This window comes from Sporosarcina sp. FSL K6-3457, assembly GCF_038007285.1.
Classification (GTDB): domain Bacteria; phylum Bacillota; class Bacilli; order Bacillales_A; family Planococcaceae; genus Sporosarcina.
Map to the genome: position 1 here is coordinate 19249 of NZ_JBBOWX010000003.1, position 23741 is coordinate 42989.

The 23741-nt window shown below is 42.4% G+C and carries 21 protein-coding genes and 2 pseudogenes; 15 read left to right on the plus strand and 8 right to left on the minus strand.

Features of this window, described 5'->3' with window-relative positions:
• Window positions 1-11: 11 nt before the first annotated feature.
• From N1I80_RS23205 to N1I80_RS23225, 5 genes are read left to right on the plus strand one after another with little or no spacing between them, the layout of a single operon-like run.
• A complete protein-coding gene (locus tag N1I80_RS23205) occupies window positions 12-1436 on the plus strand; it encodes a hypothetical protein (protein WP_340740350.1) in 1425 nt (474 codons plus the stop codon).
• Between the two features lie 31 nt (window positions 1437-1467).
• Window positions 1468-2493 (plus strand): AAA family ATPase, encoded by a 1026-nt coding sequence (locus N1I80_RS23210; RefSeq protein ID WP_340740351.1) that lies wholly within the window; start codon window positions 1468-1470, stop codon window positions 2491-2493.
• Window positions 2493-3365 (plus strand): DUF58 domain-containing protein, encoded by an 873-nt coding sequence (locus tag N1I80_RS23215; RefSeq protein ID WP_340740352.1) that lies wholly within the window; start codon window positions 2493-2495, stop codon window positions 3363-3365. The genes N1I80_RS23210 and N1I80_RS23215 overlap by 1 nt, the downstream gene beginning before the upstream one ends.
• A 12-nt stretch (window positions 3366-3377) precedes the next feature.
• Window positions 3378-5141, plus strand: a complete 1764-nt coding sequence (locus N1I80_RS23220; RefSeq protein ID WP_340740353.1) for a vWA domain-containing protein — start codon at window positions 3378-3380, stop codon at window positions 5139-5141.
• Entirely contained in the window at window positions 5122-7716 is a 2595-nt protein-coding gene (locus N1I80_RS23225; protein WP_340740354.1) for a VWA domain-containing protein, read from the plus strand. The genes N1I80_RS23220 and N1I80_RS23225 overlap by 20 nt, the downstream gene beginning before the upstream one ends.
• Before the next feature lie 206 nt (window positions 7717-7922).
• Here N1I80_RS23225 and N1I80_RS23230 read toward each other — a convergent pair whose 3' ends face one another.
• The 6 genes from N1I80_RS23230 to N1I80_RS23255 form a co-directional block, all read right to left on the minus strand.
• Window positions 7923-9125, minus strand: coding sequence for an MFS transporter (locus tag N1I80_RS23230; protein ID WP_340740355.1), 1203 nt, complete (start codon window positions 9123-9125; stop codon window positions 7923-7925).
• A gap of 170 nt (window positions 9126-9295) precedes the next feature.
• The gene (locus tag N1I80_RS23235) at window positions 9296-10369 is read right to left on the minus strand and encodes an ABC transporter substrate-binding protein (protein ID WP_340740356.1); all 1074 of its coding nucleotides are present in this window, start codon (window positions 10367-10369) and stop codon (window positions 9296-9298) included.
• A complete protein-coding gene (locus tag N1I80_RS23240) occupies window positions 10366-11166 on the minus strand; it encodes an ABC transporter permease (RefSeq protein WP_340740357.1) in 801 nt (266 codons plus the stop codon). Before N1I80_RS23240 ends, N1I80_RS23235 begins: the two co-directional genes overlap by 4 nt.
• The gene (locus tag N1I80_RS23245) at window positions 11150-11974 is read right to left on the minus strand and encodes an ABC transporter permease (protein ID WP_340740358.1); all 825 of its coding nucleotides are present in this window, start codon (window positions 11972-11974) and stop codon (window positions 11150-11152) included. Before N1I80_RS23245 ends, N1I80_RS23240 begins: the two co-directional genes overlap by 17 nt.
• The gene (locus tag N1I80_RS23250; RefSeq protein ID WP_340740359.1) at window positions 11964-13067 is read right to left on the minus strand and encodes an ABC transporter ATP-binding protein; all 1104 of its coding nucleotides are present in this window, start codon (window positions 13065-13067) and stop codon (window positions 11964-11966) included. Before N1I80_RS23250 ends, N1I80_RS23245 begins: the two co-directional genes overlap by 11 nt.
• A gap of 14 nt (window positions 13068-13081) precedes the next feature.
• Window positions 13082-13624 carry a helix-turn-helix domain-containing protein gene (locus N1I80_RS23255; protein WP_340740360.1) on the minus strand — a complete coding sequence of 181 codons (543 nt, stop codon included), beginning with the start codon at window positions 13622-13624 and terminating at the stop codon, window positions 13082-13084.
• Window positions 13625-14042: 418 nt separating this feature from the next.
• On the opposite strand from N1I80_RS23255, the gene N1I80_RS23260 reads away from it, so the two are divergent.
• The 9 genes and pseudogenes from N1I80_RS23260 to N1I80_RS23295 all read left to right on the plus strand — a co-directional run bounded on the left by N1I80_RS23260 (window position 14043) and on the right by N1I80_RS23295 (window position 19222).
• Complete coding sequence (locus tag N1I80_RS23260; protein ID WP_340740361.1) at window positions 14043-14366, plus strand: hypothetical protein; 324 nt, start codon at window positions 14043-14045, stop codon at window positions 14364-14366.
• Between the two features lie 207 nt (window positions 14367-14573).
• Entirely contained in the window at window positions 14574-15371 is a 798-nt protein-coding gene (locus N1I80_RS23265; RefSeq protein WP_340740362.1) for a helix-turn-helix domain-containing protein, read from the plus strand.
• A gap of 125 nt (window positions 15372-15496) precedes the next feature.
• Window positions 15497-16153: a DUF3885 domain-containing protein gene (locus tag N1I80_RS23270; RefSeq protein ID WP_340740363.1), complete on the plus strand. Its 657-nt coding sequence runs from the start codon at window positions 15497-15499 to the stop codon at window positions 16151-16153.
• A gap of 79 nt (window positions 16154-16232) precedes the next feature.
• A complete protein-coding gene (locus N1I80_RS23275) occupies window positions 16233-16451 on the plus strand; it encodes a hypothetical protein (protein WP_340740364.1) in 219 nt (72 codons plus the stop codon).
• Window positions 16452-16930: 479 nt separating this feature from the next.
• Window positions 16931-17419 (plus strand): hypothetical protein, encoded by a 489-nt coding sequence (locus tag N1I80_RS23280; RefSeq protein ID WP_340740365.1) that lies wholly within the window; start codon window positions 16931-16933, stop codon window positions 17417-17419.
• Between the two features lie 122 nt (window positions 17420-17541).
• Window positions 17542-17817, plus strand: a pseudogene (locus tag N1I80_RS23285) (redoxin domain-containing protein); the annotation flags it as partial.
• A 9-nt stretch (window positions 17818-17826) separates the two neighbouring features.
• Window positions 17827-17877, plus strand: a pseudogene (locus N1I80_RS23420) (hypothetical protein); the annotation flags it as partial.
• A gap of 64 nt (window positions 17878-17941) precedes the next feature.
• Window positions 17942-18397 carry a TlpA family protein disulfide reductase gene (locus N1I80_RS23290; protein WP_340740366.1) on the plus strand — a complete coding sequence of 152 codons (456 nt, stop codon included), beginning with the start codon at window positions 17942-17944 and terminating at the stop codon, window positions 18395-18397.
• A 165-nt stretch (window positions 18398-18562) separates the two neighbouring features.
• The gene (locus tag N1I80_RS23295) at window positions 18563-19222 is read left to right on the plus strand and encodes a potassium channel family protein (protein ID WP_340740367.1); all 660 of its coding nucleotides are present in this window, start codon (window positions 18563-18565) and stop codon (window positions 19220-19222) included.
• Between the two features lie 116 nt (window positions 19223-19338).
• On the opposite strand, the gene rnjA is transcribed toward N1I80_RS23295, so the two are convergent.
• Complete coding sequence (gene rnjA / locus N1I80_RS23300) at window positions 19339-21006, minus strand: ribonuclease J1 (RefSeq protein ID WP_340740368.1); 1668 nt, start codon at window positions 21004-21006, stop codon at window positions 19339-19341.
• Window positions 21007-21008: 2 nt separating this feature from the next.
• Complete coding sequence (locus tag N1I80_RS23305) at window positions 21009-21218, minus strand: DNA-dependent RNA polymerase subunit epsilon (RefSeq protein ID WP_340740369.1); 210 nt, start codon at window positions 21216-21218, stop codon at window positions 21009-21011.
• 1069 nt (window positions 21219-22287) lie between these two features.
• Here N1I80_RS23305 and N1I80_RS23310 point away from each other — a divergent pair.
• Window positions 22288-23637 carry a TrkH family potassium uptake protein gene (locus tag N1I80_RS23310; RefSeq protein ID WP_340740370.1) on the plus strand — a complete coding sequence of 450 codons (1350 nt, stop codon included), beginning with the start codon at window positions 22288-22290 and terminating at the stop codon, window positions 23635-23637.
• Window positions 23638-23741 lie beyond the last annotated feature (104 nt).

The following is a 23741-nucleotide window of genomic DNA, read 5'->3' on the forward strand; positions in this document are numbered from 1 at the left end:
GAGGTGGGAGAATGGGTGGGAAATCGATATTAACAAGGTATGTCCATGCAGTGCTGACGCGACTTCGTTTTGAAAGAGCTGTCCATACACTGCAAACAGGGGTGTTTATGGCTGTATTGTTCGCCCTACTTGTTGTTGGGGCTTCCAGATTATTCGTCCTGCCTCATTATGGAAGAATTTCCTGGATTGTCGCAGCGATTACAGTTGTGGCAACGATTATTTTTATTATTTACAAACGGCTTGGAAAAAGTGCAGCTGTCCATAGGCTGGATAGTTATATGCCGGACAATCTGCTGATTACTGCTTTGGATGAAAAGATAGGTGAAACGCATTTATCGGTGCCGCTTATTCAGGTTGCAGAGTCGAAAGTCGTGGCGGCATTTGAAGGATTTAAAAAGAGAAACAAGCAGTATGTTAATGTGAAAATGCTTGCGGGCATCGTGGTCGCATCAGGTTGCCTGGCAGTTCTGCTTATTTTCCCTTCTGAAGCACAATTAGAGGCGGAAGCAGTTGTGAAGGAAAAAGAAGTGATTGAGGAAGTAAAGAAAGAAGTAAAGGAATTGGTTAAAAAAGAGCCGCTGCCCGAGGTGAAAAAAGAATTGCAAGACCTTGCTGAAAAGCTATTAACGGCGGAGCTTTCTGAAGATGTATTGAATGAACTGGTCAAAAAACAGAAAGAATTACGTCTGAAAGAACAGCGCCTTGCTGATAAAAAAGAAGCCGCTGGCAAGTCAGATAATCCGGCGGATGCTTTGACCGATGCGGAGGAGCAGGAGCTAAAGGAACTTGGAAAGCTCGCGGACCAACTCGCCAAAAATCTAGGGAAAGCCCATAGCGCGTTGAATAAAGTCGGAAAAGCTCCTACGTTACCGGCTCTTGCTGGTGCTACTTCCTCTTCAACCACGACAGGTGGAAAACCAGGCGAAGCAAGTGGTGAAGGGATGGGCGAAGCAACTGGCGAAGGCGAAGGTCAAAGTCAGGAAGAGAATAAAGGTCAAGAAGAGGGCCAAGGTCAAGGCCAAGGCCAAGGTCAAGGCCAAGGCCAAGGTCAAGGTCAAGGTCAAGGTCAAGGTCAAGGCCAAGGCCAAGGTCAGGGTCAAGGTCAAGGTCAAGGTCAAGGTCAAGGTCAAGGCCAGGGTCAAGGTCAAGGACAGGGGCAAGGCCAAGGCCAAGGATCAGGCGGTCGCAATCTATTATCAGTCCCTTACGACCGTGTAGGGGAAAAAGGCGAGTCTTCAGTAGTCGGTGGTGAACTTGGTCAAGGTGATTTCATCGAGGAGCGCGATGCACAAGGACCGGTTGAAAAGGGCACGATCCGCCCTTACAAAGAAGTAGTAGGCGACTATAAGGATTCTTACTTGAAGAGTACGGAGAAGATGCAGCTACCGCCAGATTTGCAGCATATTCTTTCGGATTACTTTTCTTCGATTGAATAAAGATCTATCCATATAGAACAGGAGTGTTCACATGCCATATACACCAGAGCAGTTTGAAGAAATGAGCGAGAAGCTTGGAATGGTGAAAGAGGAAATTGGGAAATTTATTGTTGGGCAACAAGAAGCGGTTGAGTTTTCTCTTTATTCGATACTAGCAAATGGGCACGCGCTGTTAGAGGGACTGCCGGGGCTTGGGAAGACGATGCTGATTCGAACGATATCGGAAGTGTTGGATCTATCGTTTTCACGAATCCAGTTTACACCAGATTTGATGCCGGCGGATATTACAGGAACGAGTATTTTAGAAAGAAATGAAGAGGGCATGCAACGCTTTGTATTTAAAGAAGGACCGATATTTAGCCAAATGGTGTTAGCGGATGAGATTAACCGTGCAACACCGAAAACGCAAAGTGCTTTGCTGGAGGCGATGGGTGAGCAAACGGTGACGGTGCTTGGTGAGACACGGAAAATGGCGAAACCATTTTTTGTTCTTGCTACCCAAAACCCGATTGAAATGGAAGGGACGTATCCTTTACCTGAGGCACAAATGGACCGGTTTTTGTGTAAGATTTTATTGCCATATCCAGAAAAGTCGGAGCTGAAGGAAATTATATTGCGTACGACAGGGCCGACAACGGCGGCTATTCAAAAAGTGATGGATGCGGAAACGATTGTCATGGCACAGCAAATGGTAAAAGAAATTGTTATTGCAGATGACATGATTGACTATGCGGTGGACTTGGTTGCAGCGACACATAATAACGCTGCTAACCTAGCTACAGCAACGTCTAGCAAAAATGGATCTGAGGATGACTGGTCGAAATACGTCCAATATGGTAGTGGGCCGCGGGGACTGCAGTCGATTATTCGATTGGCAAAAGCGCGTGCGTTAATGGCGGGGCGTTACCATGTGTCCATCGCAGATATTAAAACGGTTGCCAAACCTGCATTGCGCCACCGCATTCTTATCAATTATGAGGGAGAAGCGGAAGGCGTCGATGTGGATGGCTTAATTACGAAATTGCTTGAAGAAGTACGACAAGGAGCCTCTGTGTAATGAGTGGCGAATTGTTTCCTGACAGACTAGCGAAAAGACTTGGTGGGTTATCGATCGTTTCTAGATCTGGACGGCTCGGACATCATAAAGGGACACATCGATCACGCAAGACGGGTTCATCACTCGACTTTTCGGATTTCAGAGAATATCATCCTGGCGATGATTTGCGGCATATCGACTGGAATGTTTATGCACGAACGGATAAGCCATTCATTAAACAGTTTCTCGACGAACAAGAGATGCGTATTCATATACTGCTCGATTCTACGAAGTCGATGGGCGTAGATGGCAAATGGGATTATGCTCGACAGGTAGCCATTGCACTCGGCCATATTGCGTTGAAAAGTGGAGACACGGTATCGTTTTCGACGTGGTCGGATGAACAGGATTACTTTTATAGAAGAAAAGGCTCTTTACATAGGGCTTCATTGACGAAGTTTGTCACTTCGATTGATAGTCCTGGCTCGACGGACAATTTCACTGATCATGCATTGCGGCATATTCCAAAAGCGGTGACGGTGCTGTTTATTATCACAGATGGTCTTGAAGATACAGCTAAGTGGGAGCATCTATTCCGACGACTACCGGGTATTTGCGGAGATATTCGGATGTTGACGATTCATTCAAAACCGGAGGAAGCCCCCCATTACGAAGGGGATGTCCGGTTTATTGATAGTGAGAGTGGTGCGGGTGTTGAGGTGACGGTGACGAGGCGTGCTGTGCAGGATTATTTGGCTACTAAGGTCGCGCATGAAGCTCAGCTGACGACGCTTGCGGGCAAGTTTGGTATTCACTTGGTCCATGCGGAGGTGGCTGATGGCGTTATGGAAACGGTGACAAAGAAAATACGTCATGCAGGTTGGCTGCGATAGGAGAGCGACCACATGGGATTAAATAACATTATCAATAGTTGGACGGCTATTTTTCCGTTGGTCGTCTTGTTGTATTATTTCTTTCGCAAAAAATATGAAGTGACGACCATTTCTTCGACATTATTTTGGCGACAATCGATGCGGGAAACGAAAGTATCTCCGTATTTGAAAAATTTACAGCGTAATGCGTTATTTTATCTACAAATGGCTGCATTGTTGCTGATGGTCTTTATATTACTTGGTCCATTTTTACCGCAAGAGCAAGCGATTGGAGGGCATACGATTTTGATTGTGGACACGTCTGCGAGTATGCTAGCAGGCAAGGAGCAAACGACCTTATTTGCTCGGCAGCAGGCGGCCATGAAAGAGCTTGTCGTCAGTCGTCCAGGAGAGCCGATTACGATTGTGACGACGGGCAAAGAACCGGTGATTGTTGTGCGAGAGCAAACAGATGAAGAAGTGTTGCTTGCGGAAATTGACAAATTAGCGGTGTCCTATGAGCAGGAGCATATGGAACGGGCCTTGGAGTTTGCGCGTTCGATTGGCTCTGTTGGTGGAGCGGATATTCATATTTACACAGATTCACTTGATCGTTCAGCTTTTGCTGAAGGAGATAAAGAGATTGCATGGACTATTCATGGATCAGAAGATGTGCTTGTCAATGTATCTATCAATAAGTTTGGTGCGGTGAAAACGCCGCAAGGAACGGAAGCAATTGTCAAGATTACCAACGTTTCTGACGTCAATCAAACCGGTGATGTGCAGCTTACGAATCTACTGACAGGCGAAGTGCTACTCAAAGATAACTTTAGCGTTGAAGCTGGTAAAGATACATTGTTATCGTTTAAAGAACTGCCAGATAGCCGAGCACTACAAGCCAAAATTATTGTGGGTGACGACTATGAGGTAGATAATACAGCGGCGATTTTACTAGGTGCTGAAGTATCGGAGGTAGTTGTCGATGGGCAATTGCATGAGCTAGTGAAACGGGCGTTTGAAGCAGTTGGATTAGCAGTATCGACGGGCTCGGCAAAAGAATTACTAGCTGCACAGGATAGTGCAATAAGTGTGACCAATGATGTTTCATTGCTTAAAAAAGGGTCTAAGCCCGTCATTATTATTGGGCGTAATGATAAGTCACCTACATCTGTTTCAGGTGCAGTAAAGAGCATTGTCGACCCACTGTTTACGATTGCTGATATTAGCGATGTCTATGTTAGCGCGCTTTATCCACCATTTACATCGTATACGACCATTGCAACGGTAGGGGATCAGCCATTCATCCAACGATCGAAGCGCGGTGATATTGTTGTGCTAGCGGATATTGAATTGACGGATTGGCCCCTACACCCCTCATTCCCATTATTCGTCTGGAGTGCGTCGGAACAGCTGCGTTCCGATACGGATACGTTAGGGCTATTCGTGCCGAATGAACGAAAAGCGGTATTATCAGGCGGGAAGGCGGATGGACTGGAAGTATTTACATTGCAGGATGAGTATGTGACAACGATAGCAGATGGTTCGAGTTTTGTAGCACCTGCACGTCCTGGAATTTATAAAGTACGGGATGGCGGTTCTGAGAAATTATTTGCTGTCCAACTGGAGCAAGCTGAAAAAGAGCTTGTAGTTGGTGCGTCGTATAGGATTGGACAAACGGCAGCTGTTGAAGAGGCAGAAGAAGGCAAGCAAATGATTGGCTGGCTATTCATCATGCCGCTGCTCCTACTATTGCTAATTGAATGGGAGGTGCGACGACGTGGATATCCGAATCGATGAGCCGTTATGGCTATTGTTACTGCTACCGATTGCTATTTATATGGCATACACGTGGAAATCATCTGCGATGCGCTTTTTAAGCAAAGGGACTATTCTTTTTGCCTTACGCTGCACGGCGATTGCGGCATTAGTTTTTGCACTTGCCGCGCCTTATCTTACATTACGTGCTAATGAAGAACAGATCTTATTTGTTGTAGACCGCTCTATGTCGATTGCGGGAGCAAAGGATGCGGCAGATGATTGGCTGGCGAAAAGTTTTATAGAACGCAAAGAGAATCAGTCCGTTGGTTTGTATTCATTTGCCGAGACGTTTCGGACGGATATGCAGTTGACGAATGCTGCGCTAACCGTTCCGGTAGTTGAGGAAATGGAGAATAAGGATGCGACGGATATTGGGAAAGCGATTGACTTAGCGGCGGCGATTGCCAAAGAACAATTGGCCACTCGAATTGTGCTGTTGTCAGATGGCTTAGAGACGCTTGGCTCGGTTGAGGAGCTATTGCCGAAGTATAGCGGAGGACGTGTCACGATTGATACAGTGCTGCTAGAACGGCCGGGCACTGCAGATGCGTCCATTTCGATTTTTGATACGCCACGAACTGCTTACGAAGGCGAGAAACAGCTGTTGCAAGTGGAGGTGGAATCTTCTACGCAGACAGCAGGAGAGTTGTTTATTTATCAAAACGATCAGGAAATTATTCGTGAGAATGTGCTGTTGGAACCAGGGAAGAATGCTTTGTCATTCCGCACTTCGGCAACGGGGAGTGGACTGTTGAAATATGAAGCGAAATTGGTTGTGCCAGACGATAGCTTCCTGGAGAATAATCGGATGCTGTCGATTACGATGATGGAGCAATCCCCGCATGTGCTTGTTGTACAAACGGAGCGCAGTGCATCGATACTTCCGCAACTTCTTGATAAAAGTACGATGACGGTAGATGTCGTCGATGCACAGCAATTGCCGGAAACGCTGTCTGGTTATCTTGGTTACGGCGCGATCATTTTCGATAATGTGCCAGGGCATATTGTTGGGGAACATAAGATGACACTCATTGAGCAAGCCGTAAAAAACTTCGGCACGGGCTTCATGATGGTCGGAGGCGATGAAAGCTTTGGACTTGGTGGTTATTTCAAGTCGCCGATTGAACGGCTGTTGCCTGTGGAAATGGAAGTGACGGGCAAAGAACAACTACCGTCACTTGGGCTTGTTATTGTATTAGATAGATCGGGCAGTATGTCAGGCTCGAAAATTGTCTTGGCGAGGGAAGCGGCGGCTCGTTCCGTTGAACTGCTGCGCGGTGATGATACATTTGGTTTCACAGCTTTTGATGATCAAATATGGGAAGTCATCCCGGTGGATAAGCTGGGTGACAAAAAAGAAGCCATCGAACAAATTCTCTCAGTTCCAGCGGCTGGTGGGACGAATATTTTCCCCGGTGTGCAAAAAGCCTATGAGGATTTAACAGATTTAAAATTGCAGCGCAAACATATTATTTTATTAACAGATGGTCAATCAGATATGCCTCCTGGCTACGAGGAAGTGCTGGAGGAAGGTAAAAAGAATAATATTACGTTGACGACAGTCGCGATAGGTACGGATGCGGATTGGACATTGTTAGAGGAACTTGCAGAAACCGGTGGTGGCCGTTTTTACGATGTGATCGATGAATCGACAGTACCGGCTATTTTAACAAGGGAAACGTCGATGCTGACGCGAACGTACATCGAGGATAATCCGTTTTATATGACGATGGCGAATGTTCCTGAATGGACTTCATTGTTCCGAGAAGGTGTGCCACAAATCAATGCCTATATTGCGACGACTGCTAAAAGTACGGCGACCATTGTAGGGGAAAGTCATAAGGAAGATCCAGTCATTGCGGAATGGATGTATGGATTAGGCCGAACGGTTGCTTTTACGTCTGATTCGACGGGCAAATGGACGGGTGATTTGGCAAGATGGGATGGTTATGCAAACTTCTGGAATACCGCAGTAGCAAGATTATTGCCTGCTTATGAAGATGTACCTTATGTCATTACACATGAACGTGGTGGCACGTATACGGTGACAGACAGCTCACGTAAGGCAGCATTCCTTGACATTGCGATTGTCGATGAGGCAGGGCAAGATGTGCCATTTACCTCTGAGCCACTTGCTCCAGGTAAAGTACGTGTCACTGTAGATGCTAAACCAGGCCTAGTATTTTTTGGTGTTTCAGATGATCGAGGCGGATTGTTTGAAGCAGGCGTTTCAGTCCCTTATAGCGATGAGTATAAACCGATAGCACCGAATGCAGCATTGATGACGAAAATTGCGGAGCGAACAGGCGGAAAGGTACTCGAACAACCAGCGGAAGCATTCCGCCCTCAGTTATTCCAAAGTGGTGAGAAGAAGCCGATTGCAGAATGGTTAATTTTAGCGGCCATGATTCTGTTCTTCATCGATATTACCTTGCGACGCTTTGGCATGTTTAAAGGGTTTGGTACGAAACGGGTTCGGGAAGTAGTTGTTGAAGAAAGTTCAACAGCGCAGGATAGTATTTCAGAGTTGTTGAAGGCGAAGAAGAGAAGGTAGGGACAAAGGGTGAAAACTGTCAGTGAAGGAAGTCGAACTGTCAGTGAAACCCGTGGAACTGTCAGTGTACGAAGCCAAACTGTCAGTGAAAGAAGTCAAGCTGTCAGTGTACGCCAAGATTATCCTCGAAAGAAAACTAAAATTTATTTATAAAAAAGCCACTTCATTCCCCGGAGTTTTATCCAGTGAGGATGAAGTGGCTTTTGTTATTTCGTTCTTGTTTCCGCCAACAATCCCTGATTACGTTTCGCCCATACAGCGGCGATGACGAATGAAATGAGGAGAATCAGCATACCGAGAATATAAGGATAAATAATATTAATGTCGAAGATGACGCCTGCAATTGCAGGCCCGACCATATTGCCTAAACTCATATAGGCATTCATCATGCCGGCCGCAAAGCCTTGTTCTTGACCAGCCAGTTTAGAGATGAGTGTATTGACGGCTGGACGTAGAAGCGAGGTCGCGGTGGAGAAAATGGTAGCGACGAGTAAAATAGTCCAAAACATATCGACAAATAGAATGCCAATAAGTGAAAATGCTGCGACTATAAGATTGACGAGAATCACACGCATTTCGCCAAAACGTTTAAATAGTGGGTTAATGACAAATGTTTGTACGATGACACCAACAAAGCCACCTACTGTGATTAACACAGCAATTTGAGTAGGTGTATAGCCATATTTATGGTCAACATAAAGGGCTATCGTAGATTGGAAGTTTGCCAGTCCAAATGAGAAAACAAACATAACGATGAGCACAACAAAATAAGAAGTCTTCGTTGAACGTGCCAATTGCTGAAACAGGTTTTCCCGTTTTTTCTTCACTGATGGGTCGCCATCTATAACTGGTTTTGGATTCGGTAAGATCAAAATAGAAAGTAGCGCTGCAAAGAGTGCTGCTCCTGTTGCGAAATAGAAAGGAAACTCTAAGCTAATTTTGGAAAGGAAGCCACCGATAGCTGGTCCAATCATGAAGCCGAGTGACATGGAAGCTCCAAGAAGTCCCATCCCTTTCCCTCTATCTTCATATGATGTGATGTCTGCGACGAAAGCCATCATAGGGGGAACAATGAATGCAGAACCAAAACCAGAAAAGAACCGGGCAAGGAATAACATCCAGAGCTCAGTAGAGAGCCCAAAAGCTAGTTGAGATAGTCCGAATATGATTAGTCCGATGATAATGATTTTTTTTCGACCATGTTTATCAGACAAATCACCAGCAAAAGGAGAGAAGACAAATTGTGCTAATGAAAAAATAGCAATCATGAAGCCAAGTGCTTGCCCCGCAACGCCGAACGTTGCTAAATACTCGGGCATAATGGGAATGATGAGTCCAATTCCAGCCATGGCGATAAACATATTGAACATTAAAATGTATAAGGCAAAATTATTTGATTTACCCGCCATTGTTATCCCAACTTTCCAAACAATTTCGTGTTACTAAGGTATCGTACCATAAGAGGCTCAGGAATACACCGTGAAGTGACTTCTGTATATGATGCTTCGTTTTCAATGCTAAAACACTTTCTGAAATCAAGTAAAAAGCGCTGGTACACTAGGTAGCCAGCAACTTTTTTTCACTTCATATCCATTTTAAACTCTAAAAATAATTCATTATAAACCCCTAGCATCTCCAGCCCTAGGTTTCGATACACCTCTAAATGACTCCGCGTTTCCTCATTAGGATAGAAGCGCTCATCCTCCGTCACTTCAGGATCCATAAAATCGAGTGCAGCGAGATTTGGCGTAGAGTAGCCAACATAATCAGCATTCTGTGCAGCCACTTCCGCATCTAACATGAAATTAATGAACGCATGTGCACCGTCAATATTTTTAGACGTGCGCGGAATAACCATATTATCGAACCATAGATTAGAGCCCTCTTCAGGGACTACATAATCGATATCTTCATTTTCGTACATCATATCCGCCGCTTGACCAGACCATGTCAAAGAAACAGCCGCTTCACCATTAATCATCAGTGGTGTCACTTCATCCCCAATAACGGCTTTGACATTTGGGCTAAGCGCCTTTAACTTATCGGTTGCTTGGCGCAATTGGGTTAAATCTGTGCTGTTCAATGAAAAACCAAGTGAATTTAACCCCATACCAATGGTTTCTCGTGCGCTATCAACGAGAATGACGTCCTGTTTGAGCGAAGGATCCCATAAATCATCCCAGCTCTCAAATGTCTGTCCCTCTAGTAGTGTCGGATTATAGGCAATGCCAACCGTTCCCCAGAAGTAGGGAAGTGAGTATTGATTGTCAGGATCGAACGGCAAGTCAAGAAAGTACGGATCGATATTCTCAACATTTGGCACTTTATTATAATCGATAGGAAGTAGCAGGTCTTTTTCCTTCATCATTTCAATCATGTACTCAGAGGGTACTGTAATATCGTATGCTGTCCCACCTTGTTCAATCTTGCTCATCATGCCTTCATTCGAATCGAACGTCTCATAGATGACTTTGATGCCCGTTACCTCTGTAAATTGCCTCAGTAAATCGGGGTCAATGTATTCACCCCAGTTATAGACAGTAATCGAATTTTTACCTGCGCTGCCCCCACCCTCACTCAATTTAGCGTTGATGATGAGTAGGATAGCAGAAACAATGAGTATGGCAGCTGCTCCGCGAATAATATCTTTCATTTTCGCACCCCCGCAAGTGGTGATTTGGTTTTACGGCTGATCATGTAATAGCCGATAACGAGTACGACTGTGACGAGGAAAATAAGTCCCGACAATGCGTTAATCGTCAACGTAATCCCGGCGCGAGCCATCGAGTAAATTTCCACGGACAGCGTCGAGAAGCCGTTACCAGTCACGAAAAATGTCACTGCAAAGTCATCCAACGAATACGTCAAAGCTAAAAAGAATCCAGCCAATATCCCAGGTTTGATGAAAGGAATAATGACACGTGTTAGTACATCACGTTTCGTTGCACCAAGATCCAGCGCAGCATCAATCAATGATGGACTCATTTCCTGTAACTTCGGCAACACCATAATGACGACAATTGGAATACTGAAAGCGATATGTGAAATGAGCACGGATGCAAAGCCAAGCTTAACCCCAATCAGTGTGAATAAAATGAGGAATGATGCCCCGATAATAACGTCTGGGCTAACAATCAAAATGTTGTTCAGCGACAAAACTGCATTACGCATTGCTTTATTGCGCATGAACAAAATAGCAACGGCACCAAGCACGCCAATCGCTGTTGAAATAAGTGCCGATAATAAAGCGACAACGATCGTATTGATCAAAATAACGAGCAATCGTGTATCTTCAAAAACGGCCGCATAATGCTCTAGCGTGAACGACTCGAAATTCGACATCCCGCCCCCTGAGTTGAACGAGTAGAAGATTAAATAGAAAATGGGTGCGTACAAAATGATGAAAACAACCGCCAAATAGATTTTAGGGAGTTTACTTAGTTTTGCCATTGTTGGACGCCCCCTTTTCTTTGCCATTGGTAATTAACATAATGATGAACATGAACAAAATTAGGAATACAGCGATTGTCGAACCCATTCCCCAGTTTTGTGTGACGAGGAATTGCTGTTCAATGGCCGTTCCGAGTGTAATGACTTTGTTCCCCGCAATAAGCCGTGTAATCATGAATAGCGACAGGGCAGGGATGAAGACGACTTGAATGCCTGATTTCACACCGTTGATTGTCAACGGCCAAATGACGCGTCTAAATGTTGTCCATGCATTGGCTCCAAGATCACGTGATGCATCAATCAACGCAGGGTTTAATTTGTCGAGCGCGTTAAAAATCGGCAAAATCATAAATGGAATGAAAATATAAACGGACACGAATACAAAGCTGAAATCCGTGAATAAAATTTGCTGCTCGCCAATGCCCATCACTTCCAGCAATGCATTGATTGGACCATACAGTCCAAAAAGTCCAATGAAGGCATACGTTTTAAGCAGTAGATTGATCCATGATGGAATAATAATCAGTAGTAACCACAGCTGCTTATGCTTCGTTTTCGTTAAAAAGTAAGCAGTTGGGTAGGCAAATAATAACGAGAACAACGTAATTAAAAATGCATACCAGAACGAACTAATCGTCAGTTTCAAATAGACCGAGGTGAAAAAGTTTTTATAGTTATCGATTGTAAAATTGCCGGCCAAATCGAAAAACGAATAATAGACAATTAGTGCAATTGGCGCGATGACGAAAAGAATGATCCAGGCTGCATAAGGAACGGAATATAACGGACGTAGCGGTTTATTGTTCATGATCCGGTACCCCGTAAGCCTCAAGTCTGGCGTCGAATTCCTCTTCTGTTTCGTTCAGTCGCATGACGTGAATAGCCTCTGGATCAAAGTCCAGTCCAACTTGCACGCCAACCTCTGCTTTTTTCGTAGAATGGACAAGCCATTCGTTCCCATCTGTATCATATGTGGATAACTCATAGTGAACCCCACGGAATAATTGCGTATCGACCGTTACATTCAGCTTGCCTTTATCGACAGACGTTAGTTCAAGATCCTCAGGACGAATAACGATATCGACCTTTTCATTTGGATTAAGCCCTTGGTCGACACATTCGAATGTCCGACCGGTAAATTGGACAACATAGTCTTCAATCATGACGCCGGGTACAATATTGGATTCGCCAATGAAATCGGCCACGAAGCGATTGATAGGCTCATCATAAATATCAAGCGGTGTACCAGATTGTTGGATGTTACCACCATCCATGACGAAAATTTCATCAGACATGGCGAGTGCTTCTTCTTGGTCATGCGTAACGAAAACAAAAGTCTTGCCAAGACGTTGCTGCAATTCACGCAGCTCATATTGCATTTCAGAGCGTAATTTCAAATCGAGTGCTGATAGTGGTTCATCGAGTAAAATCACTTCTGGATCATTAATAATCGCGCGTGCAATCGCAACTCGTTGGCGTTGACCACCTGACATTTCAGAAATTTCCCGTGCTTCATAGCCTTCGAGATTGACGAATTTTAGGGCTTCACGTACACGACGGTCTACTTCGCTTTGCTTTACTTTCTTAATGCGTAAACCGAATGCGATATTTTCAAAAACGTTTAAATGGGGGAATAAAGCGTAATCCTGAAACACAGTATTCACTTGTCGTTCATTGGCCGGCACGTCATTGATTTTTTTCCCATTGAAAAAAATAGCCCCCGCTGATGCCTCTGTAAATCCGGCGATCAGACGAAGGATGGTTGTTTTACCGCAGCCAGAAGGACCGAGCAGCGTGTAAAACTTGCCACGTTCCATTTCGAAAGAGACGCCGTTCAAGACAGTTGTATGTTCATCATATTTTTTTGTCACATTTTCAAAGCGAATAATTGGTTGAGTCATTCTAATAATCCCCCTTATAAATAAGATTCAGTAGCAACGAGTAATAATTCGCTCGTTCCAGTGTGTGCATTGGACAAACGGTGGTGTTCAGATGCGTCATAATAGACGGCATCTCCTTTAGCGGCACTGTAATGCGTGTCGCCAATTTCAATCGTTACTTTGCCCTTGAGTACATAAATGAACGTTTCCGCAAGGGAGGGTTCAAACCTTTTGAATTCCCCTTGTTGTTGAAAGGTAATATGAACAGGCTCCATATCATTTTCATTTGAGCGTGGCACAAGCCAACGAATACTGTATTTAAGCTCATCATCTGAGTAAATGGTTTGGTCATCGGTTGAATATACAACAGTTACATTTTTTTTAGGTTCATCAAAAAATTCTTTTGGTGTTGTACCCAGAACTTCTAACAAGGCAAAAAGCGTTTCAATAGACGGAGAATTGAGATCCCGTTCTAATTGTGAAATATGCCCTTTTGTTAAATCGGTCCGTTCCCCAAGCTCTTCTTGAGTCAGCCCCTTTTTCAAACGCAGGCTTTTAATTTTCCTACCAATCTCCACGAATTCTCCTCCTTACTAAATCTAAATCAATTGCGCCTTGGCGTAATTGCGTCCAAATTTTGAATTGTGCCCGCAGGATGCGGGTATGCAATCGTTGCGACAGGACGTCGCGAAACTAGACTGCCTGCAATTAATTCCCTTCAAAATTTGTGACATCCGCCGGAGGCCCAACTTGGAACAGCAGAGTTCAGAGACTCTGCTGTTCCAAGTCGGAGTTACTGATACTATACTTTAAGTTTACTGAAATCCTTTTCAATTATACAAAATCCTATCTAAAAATCAAGCATTATTTTTATGATTAAATAAATCGCATAAATTAAAAAATTATATAGGGAGTCTAGGCGGAGGGAAGGTGCAGTATCAGCGTTGAATTCCACATGTTTCATGGTATAATATAGCAAGTAAGGAGGGGCTATGATTGGGCAAAAAGAAAGTGTTTTATTTAGATCCAGATGAACGGAAATGGACGATGAAAGACCTTGGATTTAGCTGGGAAGAGATGGATGATCCAGAGGCGGGCAAGAAGGCGATAGAAGGAATATTTCTTATGAAGAACGGAAAGATTCGAGAACTATTTGAACTACCCAATCATTGTAAGGAGTGCCTCGATCCACTAGCTTATAATGACGAACATGATTCTGTTTATTGTCCAACATGCGACGAGTGGCGAGAAACATCTTGTAGCGATCCAAATTGTGAGTATTGTCTTGCAAGACCAGCAAAACCGTCACATTGTGAATAATGATGTGATTTAATTGATGTAGCTAAATATATGATTTTCTACTTAGATAAAAGCCGCCAAAGACACTATTTTGGCGGCTTTGGCTTTTATACCATAGATAAAATCCTTGCTTTCACAGAAGGATTTTTCTTTTTTAAAAAATATTTTAAAAAGTGTATCCGATCTCCTTATTCCCCTCTATATAAAAAATAAAGGGGAATGACCACCATGACAACATACTTAAAAGATTACTCTCATTTCACAAACACACAGGAGATGGATGAAGCAGCACGCCGTCACATTATCAAGCATTGGAATGAGATGAATCCAACAGATCGCGCTGTGCTTGATATGATTCGCCGCTACTCTGTGAAATATGGTGCTGCTCACTTAAAGCACGACACAATGGCAGATGCAATTGGCAAGTCCAACGTCACCGTGCGCCGCGCGATTCGAAAGTTGGAACAGCTTGAAATTATCGAGCGTATCCACTACATTCGCCCAGTTATGAACGGGCTAGGTGCTAATATTTATACTATTTTGCCCTTCGATGACCAGTCGACTTTGACCACGCGGGCAACAGCGGACAAGCCTTGTGACAGCAAGGATGAGGACAGTGTTTCCGAACCTGAAGCTTTTTCTTCTAAATCTAAAAACATAAAGAGCAATACTCTTACAGATACGTATCCTGCGGAGCCGATTCCTACACTGACAACATTGTTTGGGAGAATGAAAAATCTATTGTCAACGACGATTGGTGACAGTTCTTTAGCCCGTCAATTATTTGGCATTTATCGTGCACTATCATTACGTATGTTGAAGTTCAGCATTCATGAACACCAAGGAGAATTACTTGAACAGCTGGCGATACAGGCCCTTCATATTGCTGTTCAGGCGACAAAGTGCAAAACTGTCCGTAACCTTGCGGGTTATTTCGATGGTGTATACCGAAATTTGATTGATAAGGCGTTGTTTGCTGATATTTTTATGGAATATGATGTGTCGATGGAAGGATTTTTATATTGAAGATGTTGTTGCGAAGAGGAGGAACAATAATGCTATACTTGTTAGAAGAATTTCAGTAATCTTCAATAAAATCCGTCTTTTGTAAACAATCCATATTGTTGATGAAGAGAAGGGAGAACGAGTAAATGAACATCGAGGAATATTTAGATAAAAGATTTCCTACTGTCGAATTAGTACCCACTATTTATTATCAATGGGATATCGGCATTCATTTTTCATTAGGTGAAGGAATCTATCAATTAAAAGAAAATGGCGAACTCAATTTAGAACGATTTCACACAGGGTATAAACAAGCGTTAACAATTTTTAAAGAGTTATATGATCAAAATGATGACTTGTTCCTAGTGACGAATATTTATAGGCGAAAAACACAGCAACAACGAAAAATGAAAGTATATTACCCGAATTTGAGGGATAAAAATAATTTAAAACGGCTTCAAGTTAAGACGTATCCTTATCCGTTTGAAGAAGATAGGAGAGAAGAATATGAAATGCAACAGTTTTCTTTACAGTGCAAAGTGAATGATATACGCGTGAATGGATTACTCAAAGCGGCGATTCATGAAGACTTCTCGTTAAAACCAAGGTTTGGAGTGGATTCTGTTCATTATCCAGATGTTTTCTTTGTGAACATTACAAAAGACATTATATTTTTTTTATATGACGATCGTGGATGTGAAGTCATAGCGCGTACAGCAGACAGATTACGTCCGCTCTATGAGAAATACTACAACTGGATAGAAGAAGTTGATCGAGAAAGGATAGAGAAAAGCTTATTGTAGTGCTGGGTCTATTAATCTATCGATGCTATTCAGAAGAATAATACCAATGTTTCTAAATAAGATTGGAGGACAGGTTGATATGAAAGATGAGCTTACAGAAAAGGAAATAGCTGATTTGGCAGAGAAATATGGATTAAGTAAACCTAGATTTGAATCTGAACCTTTAAAGAACAACTTGTTCCAAGGTGACTTTGGAACAAGTATGAACCTTTCTGATCTAATTACAACGCTTTTCCTATTTTCGACAGTAATTTTTCTAATCGTTTTTATGAAGAAGAAAAAGAAGAAAAATAATTAATTCATCAATCCCAATAAAATGTATTCTTGTCCATGCGTGAGTCCTTTATAGTAGATTTGGACAGGAACTACCTGTACAGACTATTATAAAGGAATTTTTGTTTGGTTTTCTGTTGTTCAATTTGGATCTCCAACTTTTCAATAAAAAGGAGAAGATTCGTGATAAACGATGCAATTTCAGTGGGTTCTCCATGACTAATCTCTTCGATTTATTTGGTTGTATATTTCATTGGAATTTTCTCCTTCCTCTATACAATGAACTTATGATTTTTATGTGATTTCTAGCGAAGGCGACCCGTTTCAAAGCAAAATAAAAAATGAACCTGGTGCTCCATTATGATTTACGCAAATGGGGTGCATTTAATTGAATAAAAATTTCAGGCGAGAGGGAAACAAATTTGATTCACATAGAAATAGCGGATAATGATTATTCAATTATCTGGCCAGATTGTTGAAAAAATTATGTGGGGGCGGAAGAAATTGAAGAAGAAAATTTGGATATCGTTTTCGATTTTGGCAGTCATTATTGTCGGTATTTATTTCTCGTTGAAATTAAATCCTCCTTTGGAGATAGGTACACTTGCTTCGAGTGGAGATAATAAATCAGTTGTTGTTGAAATTGGTAATAGAGGCTCTCAAGAAGTAAAGATATTTAATGTCTTAGTGAATAACAATGACATTCCTATGGAAACAAAAATACAAGTCAGTAATGCGTTACAAGGTTTTATCATAACCGATAATTTTAACGATGATAAAGCAAAAGAGTATGGATTTGAGGATATAGATGGTGTAGCAATTAAAACGGGCAGTTCATCTTCTTCTAACCTAAAAAAATTAGATAACGGAACTGCTTCTAAAAGTGATGTAATCTATGGAATTAGTATTCTTCATAACAATAAGATAAATAAGGTTCATATAAAGTATAGCCACCTTGGAATGACATTTGAAGAAACTGTAATACTTAATTAATGGATATTTAGTTAGATTACGTTATCTATTTAAGTTGAACTTATGATTGTGACATAATCACCAGCGGAGGCTACCCCTAGCGCTAAGCGACTTTAGTAGGATTCTTTAGTTCAACATATACAGATGCAGAAATTATCGGTGTTTCCACGGACACGATTAATACACACCTTGTATGGATCAACACAGATCGCAAAGATAATGGTCTTGAGCAACCGAAATACCCACTTGTTGCAGACACGAATCACCAAGTTTCACGCGATTACGATTTGTTGATTGAAGAAGAAAGGATTGCATTGCGCGGCCTATTCATCATCAACCCTGAAGGTGAACTACAATACCAAACAGTATTCCACAACAATATTGGTCTTGACGTAGATGAAACCTTACATATACTTTAAGCGCTTCAAACTGGCAGATTTTGCCCAGCTAACTGGAGACCGGGTCAGAAGACACTATAATTTTAGCCCCCATGCATAATATAAGCTGTGGGGTTTTTTTATGAAAATGAAGGAGGACATTACGATGAAATTACGTGAACAAATGCCTGAACTCAATGGTGCAACAGCATGGTTAAATGGTGAACAAACTAAAGCTCAATTAGTCGGAGAAAAACCGACACTGATTCATTTCTGGTCAGTGAGTTGTCATCTGTGTAAAGAAGCTATGCCAGAGGTGAATGAATTCAGGGATCGCTTTAAAGAAAATTTAAATGTTGTCGCTGTCCATATGCCACGTTCAGAGGACGACTTAGATATGGACCAAATTACAGCAGTAGCAGCAGAGCATGATATTACACAACCGATTTTCGTCGATAGTGATGCGACATTAACGGACAAATTCGATAACCAATATGTTCCTGCCTATTATGTGTTTGATAAGGATGGTCAGCTACGTCACTTCCAAGCAGGTGGCGGGGGCATGAAGATGCTTGAAAAGCGCGTTAACCGTGTATTGGATGAAATGAAAAGAGGAGACTAAGTTTTTGCCCGATTACGCATAGTTTTGTGTAATCGGGCTTTCTTCTTTTACCATTCAATGTGCTAGCGCTGCCACCATCCGAAAGGGACGAATGGTGGTAGTAACTGGACACTGGTGTGTGTGGTATAATAATCGCATTCAGTAAGCGGATAGGAGAGATACTTTATGAAAAAGGAATTTGTAGTCATTGGACTTGGTCGTTTTGGAGGGAGCATCGTGAGAGAATTGATCGAACTTGATGCAGACGTCATGGCCATTGATATCTCGCCTGAAAGAGTGGATGAATTCGCTCAGATTGCTACGCAAGCGGTAGTAGCTGATACGACAGATGAATCGGTTCTTAAATCACTAGGTATTCGTAATTTTGAGCATGTTGTAGTAGCAATTGGTGATAATATTCAAGCGAGTATTTTGACGACGCTAATGCTAAAAGAAATTGGTGTAGAGAAAATTACGGTGAAAGCACAAAATGATTATCATGAAAAGGTATTGCGTAAAATCGGAGCCGATCAAGTGGTCCATCCGGAGCGGGATATTGGGATTCGGATTGCGAACAATATGGTATCGAATAATATACTCGACTATCTAGAGCTATCGGATGAGCATTCCATTGCAGAAATAAAGGCCAGTGATAAATTGGCAGGCGCTACATTGATTGAGTTAAACATTCGCGCGAAATATGGTGTCAATATCGTTGCCATCAAACGGGGCAAACATATTCTTGTGTCACCTCAGGCGATTGAAAAGATTCAGCGTGAGGATATTTTAATTGTTATTGGATCTGATGCAGATATTCACAAGTTCGAAAAGAAAGCATTACATTAAAAAATCCCGCATACACATCAAAATGTGTATAGCGGGATTTTTGTTTATCTGAGAGCAATGCAGTTCAATTACTCTTAGATAAAGCCTCCGGATGCAATCACGCCTAGCGTGATTAATTAGACTTCCATAATAACAGGAAGTACCATCGGTTTACGCTTTGTTTTGTCATATAAGTAAGGTCCTAAAACATCGATGATTTCACTTTTCAATGCGGCGACGTCTGCTGGTGAGCTTGCAAGTTTTCTTTGCATTTGCTTAGACAGCATTTGCTGGGCCTCGTGAATCATCGTGCCGGATTCTCGCATATAGACAAATCCTCTAGAAATGATATCGGGTCCTGACACAACACGGTTGCGTTTTGTGTCAACTGTTGCGACAACAATGACAAGACCATCTTCTGAAAGGATTTTACGGTCGCGAAGGACGACGTTTCCGATATCCCCGATTCCACTACCATCGATATAAACATCTCCGGAAGGGATGCGACCTGCAAGACGGGCTTCATCCTGTGTTAAGGCGAGAACATCGCCATTGCCCATGATGAAAGTATTTTCCCGTGGCACATCACAGTCAACAGCAAGGTTAGTATGCATTTTTTGCATTCTGTATTCACCATGAATCGGCATAAAGAATTTAGGCTTAATGAGTCTAAGCATTAGCTTTTGTTCTTCCTGCGATCCGTGACCGGAAGTGTGGATGTTACTTAATGAACCATGTATCACATCAGCGCCAGCACGGAAAAGCGCATTAATCGCCTTGTTGACGCTTAGTGTATTGCCTGGGATTGGAGATGACGAGAAAATAACCGTATCCCCAGGATGAATTTGAACTTGTCGATGCGTTCCGTTAGCAATCCGTGAAAGTGCTGCCATTGGTTCACCCTGACTTCCGGTACAAAGAATCATCACTTCATTAGCTGGTAGTCTGTTCAATGATTGTGTATCAACAAACAATTCTTTTGGTGCGATGATATAGCCGAGTTCACGTCCAATTGTAATGGCATTGTCCATGCTGCGACCGAATACAGCAATTTTTCGACCAAATAGCTGAGCAGCTTCAATCACTTGTTGCAGTCTGTGAATATTGGAAGCAAATGTTGCAAAAATGATGCGTCCGTCAACTTTTCTGAAGATTTCATTCAGACTGTCGCCGACTTTGCGCTCAGACATTGTGAAGTTTGGAACTTCAGCGTTTGTACTGTCTGATAGTAAGCACAGGACACCTTCGCTTCCGATTTTTGCCATTTTTGTTAAGTTTGCTGGTTCGCCGACAGGTGTAAAGTCGAATTTGAAGTCACCTGTATGGACGATGTTTCCAGATGGAGTTTTAACGACGACACCGAATGCATCCGGAATACTATGCGTTGTCCGGAAAAATGATACGGATGTCTTCCGGAATTTGATGACATCATCTTCGTCAATCGCAATCATTTTTGTTGTACGTAGTAGGCCATGTTCCTCAAGCTTATTACGTAATAGTCCAAGCGCAAGTTTGCCACCGTAAACTGGGACATTAATTTTTCGCAGTAAGTAGGGAATGCCTCCGATATGGTCTTCATGACCATGTGTAACGAATAATCCTTTAATCTTGTCTGCATTGCGTTCAAGATATGTGTAGTCAGGAATAACGTAATCGATTCCGAGTAACTCGTCGTCCGGGAATTTAATACCGGCATCGATTAGGATTATTTCATCTTGGAATTGCACACCATAGGTATTTTTACCGATTTCTCCTAGTCCGCCTAGAGCGAAAACAGCTGTTTCATTGTTTTTAATGGCTTTCATTATTAAACCTGCTCGAGCTCGAAATATGGTGCAGCCTGCTCGTGTTCAAGGTGTGCACCTTCAAGAAGTTGGACAAATTCAATACTGTAGTTACGATCTTTTAACTTTTCGCGGACAGACCTTTCCGAGTCCGCTTCGATGTACATGCTTTGTGTATTTTCGCGGACAGGTACTTGTAGCATGTTTTCTTGATAATAAACTTTATAAATCATCGTTTGCTCTCCTTTTTACGTTCGATTGAACTGATTCTCTTTATAGTAGCATGACACTACCTTAAAATAAAGAAAAGCTCACCAATTTGCATTGGTGAGCTAAGATATCAGGCGATTGTTTTTTTACCGAGAATGCCATTCAGCCGCTTCAACAGTTTCCGTTTTAGGCGCTTGTACATGGCTATATCACTTCCTCAGTTCAATTATACAGTTATCTGAACCTTCTGTCAAGGCGCGGATGCTATGAAAATACCACGCCTGTTGATTTACCAAAAAGTAACTTAATCAAACACAAAGCGCTACTGCTTTTAGGGAAGAAAGAATAGCTGGCTTGTTACTTGGATAAAAGCCGCCAAAGATACAATTTTGGCAGCTGAAGCTTTTACCATGGTCCTTCCCACTGTTATTTTAGGAAGTGGCACATTTTTATAAAACTTGCTAAAAGTAAAGTGAGAGCACCTTATACAAAGTGCAAGAGTGCCCGAAATTGCATCTTCGGGCACTTACACTCGCTATAGAAAGTCATCTATTCTTTTCTTTCCAAGCAACTGCATTTTTCACTTGAACGTTGTAGGTGCGCGACAGGCAACTCCGGTAATAATGTAGCAAATATGTTGCCGAAAGCGAATCGGAAATGATCTAGTGAAAAAGGTGGTTTTCAAGCCTTTACTTACCTGTGATTTATGCAATGAAATGGTTAATCAACAGACGTGTAATATGAATGAAGAAGATGCCGTGCATTATATACGGCATCTTTTTTGTCTAGCTTCGGGCGCCAGATGCTCGGAGGCTCACAGGAAGTGAGTTACACAGTCGTTGCCGCAGGACGCGGCGAACTTAGACTGTGTTCCCTGATAGCCAAACTAGCAGGGAGGGATTGAACTACATCCCTCCTACATGCGCAAAGAGCGCCGCGTCGCTAGCCTGTCTTATGCCAGTCGCATCTAAGCAGGCACCCTCCGCATTTCATTTATTTTTCTATTTTATTTAGTTTCTTCTTTCATTTTCACATTAACTTCTCTAAAATGGGTACAACACCTTTGAATAGCTGAAAGGATAGGCGATACAGTTGAAGTTCACGCGCGAAAACTTACGCAGGTTCACACCTGCACAAATTATTGTTTTTTACTATTTTTTAGCCATTGCCTTTTCGGTTCTTTTGTTGAATCTACCAGGCGTTTATAAGCCGGGCGTTAAGATTAGCTTCATTGATAGTCTTTTTACGGCGGTTAGTGCGGTTAGTGTTACGGGGCTAACGACCATTGACATTTGGGATACGTATACGGTTTTTGGCCTATGCATGATTATGGTTGTACTCCAATTTGGTGGAATTGGCATTATGTCGATCGGTACTTTTTTTTGGTTAATCGTCAAAAAGAGAATTGGTCTGCGCGAACGTCAATTGATTATGGTCGATCATAATCAATACAGTTTAGCGGGCGTCGTTCACTTGATTAGGGAAATCGTTAAAATCATCTTTTTGATTGAAATTATAGGTAGCTTATTATTAACAGTTTATATGACGCAGTTTTACGATACGTTTAGTGAAGCGCTGCTGAACGGTACTTTCATGGCGGTATCGGCAACGACAAATGCTGGATTTGATATTACAGGCGCATCAATGGTTCCTTATTTTAATGATTATTTTGTTCAATCCATAACGATGGTTTTGATTGTCCTTGGAGCTATCGGTTTTCCGGTTTTAATCGAAGTGAAAAGTTACTTTTCGAAAAAAGTACCTCACTTCCGTTTTTCTTTATTTACGAAAATAACGACCGTGACATTTGGCTTCTTGCTTATTTGGGGAGCCGTGATGATTTTTATATTGGAATCCTTTCATTCGTTTAAAGGGATGGCGTGGCATGAAAAAATCTTCACTGCGCTATTCCACTCAGTGTCATCGAGGTCTGCGGGATTGACTACGCATGATATCACACACTTCAGTGAAGCAACGGATATTTTTATCAGCTCATTGATGTTTATCGGTGCATCGCCAAGCTCGGTAGGAGGCGGAATCCGGACAACGACGTTTGCGATTGCTATCCTATTTCTCATTAACTTTGCACGTGGTCATGAAGTGATCAATGTGTTTAACAGGGAAATCAAGCTGATAGATGTGTTTCGTTCGTATGCGGTTATTATCGTTGCGGTTATTATGGTTATGACGGCCTTGCTAATTTTACTCATTACAGAACCAGGTGTCCCGGCAGTTGCGCTATTATTTGAAATTACATCTGCTTTTGGTACATGTGGTATGTCGCTAGGCATCACGTCGGATCTTTCCAGTACTGGGAAATTAATTATTATGGTATTGATGTTTATCGGGCGAGTGGGGCTTATTTCATTCCTCTATATGCTGGGAGGGAAAACGAAGAAACCACATTATCGCTTCCCGAAAGAGCGGGTGATTATTGGGTAATAAACAATGGGAAAATCACGTCTGTTGATTAACCAAAAAATAACTTAATCAAACACTATGCGCGCTGTGTACAGTTCTTTTGGTTCGCTTTAGATTGAACGACT

Bases quoted from the DNA above. Each gene is read 5' to 3' on its own strand.
- N1I80_RS23205 (WP_340740350.1), top strand. From the start codon at position 12: ATGGGTGGGAAATCGATATTAACAAGGTATGTCCATGCAGTGCTGACG.
- N1I80_RS23210 (WP_340740351.1), top strand. From the start codon at position 1,468: ATGCCATATACACCAGAGCAGTTTGAAGAAATGAGCGAGAAGCTTGGA.
- N1I80_RS23215 (WP_340740352.1), top strand. From the start codon at position 2,493: ATGAGTGGCGAATTGTTTCCTGACAGACTAGCGAAAAGACTTGGTGGG.
- N1I80_RS23220 (WP_340740353.1), top strand. From the start codon at position 3,378: ATGGGATTAAATAACATTATCAATAGTTGGACGGCTATTTTTCCGTTG.
- N1I80_RS23230 (WP_340740355.1), bottom strand. From the start codon at position 9,125: ATGGCGGGTAAATCAAATAATTTTGCCTTATACATTTTAATGTTCAAT.
- N1I80_RS23235 (WP_340740356.1), bottom strand. From the start codon at position 10,369: ATGAAAGATATTATTCGCGGAGCAGCTGCCATACTCATTGTTTCTGCT.
- N1I80_RS23240 (WP_340740357.1), bottom strand. From the start codon at position 11,166: ATGGCAAAACTAAGTAAACTCCCTAAAATCTATTTGGCGGTTGTTTTC.
- N1I80_RS23245 (WP_340740358.1), bottom strand. From the start codon at position 11,974: ATGAACAATAAACCGCTACGTCCGTTATATTCCGTTCCTTATGCAGCC.
- N1I80_RS23250 (WP_340740359.1), bottom strand. From the start codon at position 13,067: ATGACTCAACCAATTATTCGCTTTGAAAATGTGACAAAAAAATATGAT.
- N1I80_RS23265 (WP_340740362.1), top strand. From the start codon at position 14,574: ATGACAACATACTTAAAAGATTACTCTCATTTCACAAACACACAGGAG.
- N1I80_RS23270 (WP_340740363.1), top strand. From the start codon at position 15,497: ATGAACATCGAGGAATATTTAGATAAAAGATTTCCTACTGTCGAATTA.
- N1I80_RS23275 (WP_340740364.1), top strand. From the start codon at position 16,233: ATGAAAGATGAGCTTACAGAAAAGGAAATAGCTGATTTGGCAGAGAAA.
- N1I80_RS23290 (WP_340740366.1), top strand. From the start codon at position 17,942: ATGAAATTACGTGAACAAATGCCTGAACTCAATGGTGCAACAGCATGG.
- N1I80_RS23295 (WP_340740367.1), top strand. From the start codon at position 18,563: ATGAAAAAGGAATTTGTAGTCATTGGACTTGGTCGTTTTGGAGGGAGC.
- rnjA (WP_340740368.1), bottom strand. From the start codon at position 21,006: ATGAAAGCCATTAAAAACAATGAAACAGCTGTTTTCGCTCTAGGCGGA.
- N1I80_RS23305 (WP_340740369.1), bottom strand. From the start codon at position 21,218: ATGATTTATAAAGTTTATTATCAAGAAAACATGCTACAAGTACCTGTC.